The 4,471-nt window shown below is 33.2% G+C and carries 4 protein-coding genes and 1 pseudogene; all 5 read left to right on the top strand.

Annotated elements, in window-relative coordinates:
* Positions 1-352 (top strand): hypothetical protein (locus D8837_RS09550; protein WP_185755703.1); only part of this gene is annotated, 352 nt, incomplete at its 5' end.
* A 2-nt stretch (positions 353-354) separates the two neighbouring features.
* A complete protein-coding gene (locus tag D8837_RS08935) occupies positions 355-1,305 on the top strand; it encodes a helix-turn-helix transcriptional regulator (protein ID WP_125456833.1) in 951 nt (316 codons plus the stop codon).
* 71 nt (positions 1,306-1,376) lie between these two features.
* A complete protein-coding gene (locus D8837_RS08930) occupies positions 1,377-1,607 on the top strand; it encodes a hypothetical protein (RefSeq protein WP_125447519.1) in 231 nt (76 codons plus the stop codon).
* Positions 1,608-1,618: 11 nt separating this feature from the next.
* Positions 1,619-4,252 carry an AAA family ATPase gene (locus D8837_RS08925; protein ID WP_185755702.1) on the top strand — a complete coding sequence of 878 codons (2,634 nt, stop codon included), beginning with the start codon at positions 1,619-1,621 and terminating at the stop codon, positions 4,250-4,252.
* A 20-nt stretch (positions 4,253-4,272) separates the two neighbouring features.
* Positions 4,273-4,471, top strand: a pseudogene (locus D8837_RS08920) (hypothetical protein); the annotation flags it as partial.

Here is a 4,471-nt window from a genome sequence, read left to right as displayed (position 1 = left end):
AAGAAGAATCTATAAGCATTTAGGAGATTATGAAAAATCAAATGAGAAACCTCATAAACCAGTATTTATTTTTCGTAAATATGACAGAGCTTGGGAGAAATTGTTTAAAAAAATATTTAAAGAAGTTGGAGTAAAAGACGATTATTTGCAAGATCTTGAATCTCATTTCTTTTATTGTCAAACAGGACAACAGGGTGGAGGGATAACTTCTGGTAATGTAATTTCAATTAAAAATTATAAAATTTATAAAGATATTTTTGAAAATCTAAAACAAACTGCTTTTAAGGAAATTTCTGACGTATTACTCCGAGGTGATATCGATAAAAATAGTTCAGGAAAATCAGGTGACTAATGATGAAACCACAAGAACGACTTTTAACAATCTTTTTCCGTTTACAAGCAGGCGAGAGGCTATCAAAAGCTCAATTAAGTGATGAATATGGGATTGATTATAGGACTGTACAAAGATATATGAGTACCTTAAAAAATTTTTTGCAAGATCAGCTTATATCAAATACAGAGATAAAGTTCGATACTTCAGATAATACCTATCGTCTGATTGGTAAAACAACTTTTAATAAAAAGGATATTTTGGTAATCTCAAAAATTCTTTTGGAGAATCGTGCACTAAACAAATCCGAACTAAAATCATTGCTCGATAACCTTCTATCTTTGCTCTCAATTGAAGAACAAAATGATGTAAAAGCCATTATTGAAAGTGAGCGTTTAAAGTATAAGTCACTGACTAATGATAAGGATAGAATCGACACAATTTGGATTTTGTCGGAAGCTATTCGTAGTGAACAAATGCTCGACATAAAATATAAAGCTCCGTTGAAAGATGTTAAAAGCCACATCATTTTTCCTGTTTCTCTCTATTATGATGCCCACTATTTTTATCTGGTTGCTTACCATTTGAAACATGAAAAGTATACAACGTTTCGTGTTGATAGAATTGAGACTTTTAGTAAATCTCATATAAGGAAACCACAGATTTCATATGGGTATAAGTATAGAGATGGGGATGTCCGAAATCAGAAAGTAGATGCTTTTGAAGGAAGAAAAATTGATGTTACTTTAATCTATAAAGGAAATGCTGAAATTGTTTTAGATCAGTTTCCAGAGCATGAAATTCTTTCTGAGAATTATGATGACATAAAAGTAAAAATTACAAGTCAAGACACTCCAGGTCTCAAACGATGGATTCTAGGACAAGGTGAAGCAGTAACTCTTTTATATCCTCCAGAGTTGATTAAAGAAATACAAGAATCTCTTGAAAAAACATTAAAAAATTATAAAAAATGAAGAGGTAGACATTTTTTGTCTACCTCTTCGTTTATAATAGAGATACAGATAAGGAAAGAAGGTAACAATAGATGGGTAACTTTTATATGAAATCTGAGTTTCAAATAGAATGGTTTAAAAATATAGAAGAAGTAGAAGAGTTTCATGATGATTATTTTGGTGGTGAAATGATTTCGCTATCTTTAGCAGATTTAAGACACTTAGCAGACGGAAATTTTCTTGCTTGGCATGTAAAGGGTGAGTATTCAGAATCACTATGTCTTGATGAAAATGCTAAGGAAGCACTAAAAAGATTATTATAAGGGGAAATTACATGTCAAAAAATCATACTGTAAAATATAAAGTTAGTCGCCAATTAAAACTTGCTTTGAAAGCATTGCCTGATCGTATTCTTCAAAAAGAGTATAAAGTAATAGAGAGTCAGGATATTCTGTTCAGTCTATTGGATGTACAGGATACAGGAATAGGATATGCTTTAGGATATTATTCTTTAACAAAAGGCAAATTGTTAAAGGAATTTGCTAATGGAAAAATGATTGGAAGTAGACCTCGTACCACTATTGAGAGCGAAGAATTAGTAGCTTTTTCTAAAAGAAAGATAATCCATAATCAAATTACTTCTTCACCTGTAGAAATCATAAAAGAAGCTCCCTCTTCCTACTATTTTGCTGAGTGTGATGAATTTCCAATGTCTGAATATATGAAATCTATCTTTGATTTTGCTGAAGAGATGCGCTTGCAAAATTCTCCCGATGGTGTCATTGATTCTTATTGGATTCTAACAGGAATTTCCCAAGAGCAGGAAACAAATGCAAATCAATTGATTTACAAACAATACTTGTTAAGTAGTAGAAATAGTTACTCAGAAGATGGATTGCTAGATGTTTTTACAAATTCATGGTTTAGATTCCGGGTGCTAACAGATGGAAAAGCGGAGAGAGATAGGGCCAGCAAAGAAAAACGAGCAGCACATATCTCCTCTAAATTATCAAATCCAGATTACTCTCTTTTAAATGATATAGCTACGGATATCACTTTGAAGGCTCGTAATGGAGAGTTAATGGAGGTTGTCGGACGTGATGATGAGATTCGAAAAGTGGAGATTGCCCTCACACGTAGAGATAAAAACAATGTAGTACTACTAGGAGATGGAGGCGTTGGTAAGTCGGCTATTGTAGACGGTATTGCTATGCGTATCTCTAGAGATGAAGTTTTATCTCTGAAGGGTAAGAAAATACTTCAGTTTAGTTTAAATGATCTGAATGCAACACTGAATGGTTATACAAGTGAAGGTATCAATAAATTCATAGAAGAAATAAAGCGGGAAAAAGATATTATCTTGTTTGTTGATGAAATTCATATGTTAGGAAGAGCCAAATATTTAACAGATTTATTCAAGCCTTTAATGGCACGAGGAGATTTTCGAATTATTGGAGCAACCACTCCGTCAGAGTGGAATACATATGTTTCAGGTGACACTGCTTTTGTACGTCGCTTTGAAAAAGTAATTGTAGAGGAACCAAGTATCGAAGATACAGTGAAAATTGTTGAGACAATAGCACCTGCATATGAAAATTTTCATCATGTAAATTTTGAGCAAGATACAATTGAACTAGCGGTGAGACTTGCTAAGAAGTATTTAAAAGGAGAAAAACTTCCCGATTCCGCCTTTACAATCATTGATAATGCCGGTGCTTTGGTCCGTATTGAAGCTAAACAAGAAGTTACTCTAATTAGAGATTACCAAAATGAAGTCAGTGAGTTAAAGGAAGAATTGGAAAAAGCGCAGTCTATTGAATACAATGAGGAGGTTGTAAAAGAAATAAGAGAAAGACTTGAAAATAAACTTAGTGAATTTCTAGAAGCTCGTAATAACTTAACTGTTAGTAATTATGAGCTTAAAATTTCAAAAGTTGATATAAAAAAAGCAGTAGAACAAAAAGCAGGTATTGAAGTTAAGAAACAAGACATGAAGGTTGGCAAAGAAGCAGAGGGACAAGAGTTACTTCGTCTTTCCAATTTAAAAAATACTTTAGCAGAAAAAGTTATTGGTCAATCAGATGCTACAAATTCGATTGCAGAAGCTGTAATTCGTTCAAAAACAGGATTTAGAAATCCTAAACGTCCTATCGGAGTCTTTTTGTTCCTAGGTACTAGTGGCGTAGGTAAGACAGAAACAGCAAAGATATTATCAGAAGAGCTAACAGGTTCAGTAGAGGATCTTATTCGATTGGATATGTCAGAATACCAACAAGAACATGAAGTTTCAAAATTAATTGGTGCTCCTCCAGGTTACAAAGGATTTGGTCGAGGGGGAGTTTTAACAAATGCTGTTAAAAGAAATCCGAAAGCAGTTGTGCTATTGGATGAGATTGAAAAAGCTCACCCTAAAGTCTATGATTTAATGTTACAAGTTTTTGATGATGGTATCCTAACGGACGCTATGGGACAAAAAGTTGATTTTACCGATACGATTATTATTTTAACCTCTAATTTAGGTTTAAATGCCATTAAAAAAGATAAAAAGGTTGGTTTTTCAAGAGTTGAAACACAAGAACAATCTGAACAAACCATCCGAGAACAGACAATGGAAGCTGTTCAAAACTTTTTCCGTCCAGAATTATTAAATCGTATAGATGAAATTGTAACCTTTAAACCTTTTACGGAAGAATCAATTCTTCAAATTACAAAATTATTACTTGAAAAAGAAATAAACATCATTAAGGATAGTGGTTATGAACTGGAATTTTCCGAAGATGCAATCGAATTACTTTCGAGAAAAACATATGATCCTGAAAACGGCGCTCGCCCAATTAGGAGAGGTATTACAAAATTAGTTGAAACACCATTGTCAGAGTTAATCATCAATGGTTGTCTCAATAAAGGAGACAAGGTAGTTGTATATTCTGATGGAGTTGAATTACTTTTTGAAGTCTTGAAGAAATAATCACTGAGAGGAGAAAGAGTATGGGACTTTCTTATGCACCACAGTATACATGGACGGATCATTTTGCACAAAGAGCTCAGGAACGATTTGAGGTAAATGAAGACTCTCTTTCCAAATGGGTTGGAAGGCAAATTGCTAGCTTAACTATTTATGACTCGACGGTAGAACAACGACCAGAAGAGAAAAAATATGTTTCGGATTATGGAGTAATTTTTGTAT

Origin of the sequence: Streptococcus mitis, from assembly GCF_003942965.1 — a bacterium.
In the GTDB taxonomy this organism is placed as follows: domain Bacteria; phylum Bacillota; class Bacilli; order Lactobacillales; family Streptococcaceae; genus Streptococcus; species Streptococcus mitis_BH.
Note: the sequence above shows the minus strand (reverse complement) of the source record. Positions and strands in the feature narration are given on the sequence as shown.

Coding starts and splice junctions, on each gene's coding strand:
- D8837_RS08930 (WP_125447519.1), top strand. CDS start 1,377: ATGGGTAACTTTTATATGAAATCTGAGTTTCAAATAGAATGGTTTAAA.
- D8837_RS08935 (WP_125456833.1), top strand. CDS start 355: ATGAAACCACAAGAACGACTTTTAACAATCTTTTTCCGTTTACAAGCA.
- D8837_RS08925 (WP_185755702.1), top strand. CDS start 1,619: ATGTCAAAAAATCATACTGTAAAATATAAAGTTAGTCGCCAATTAAAA.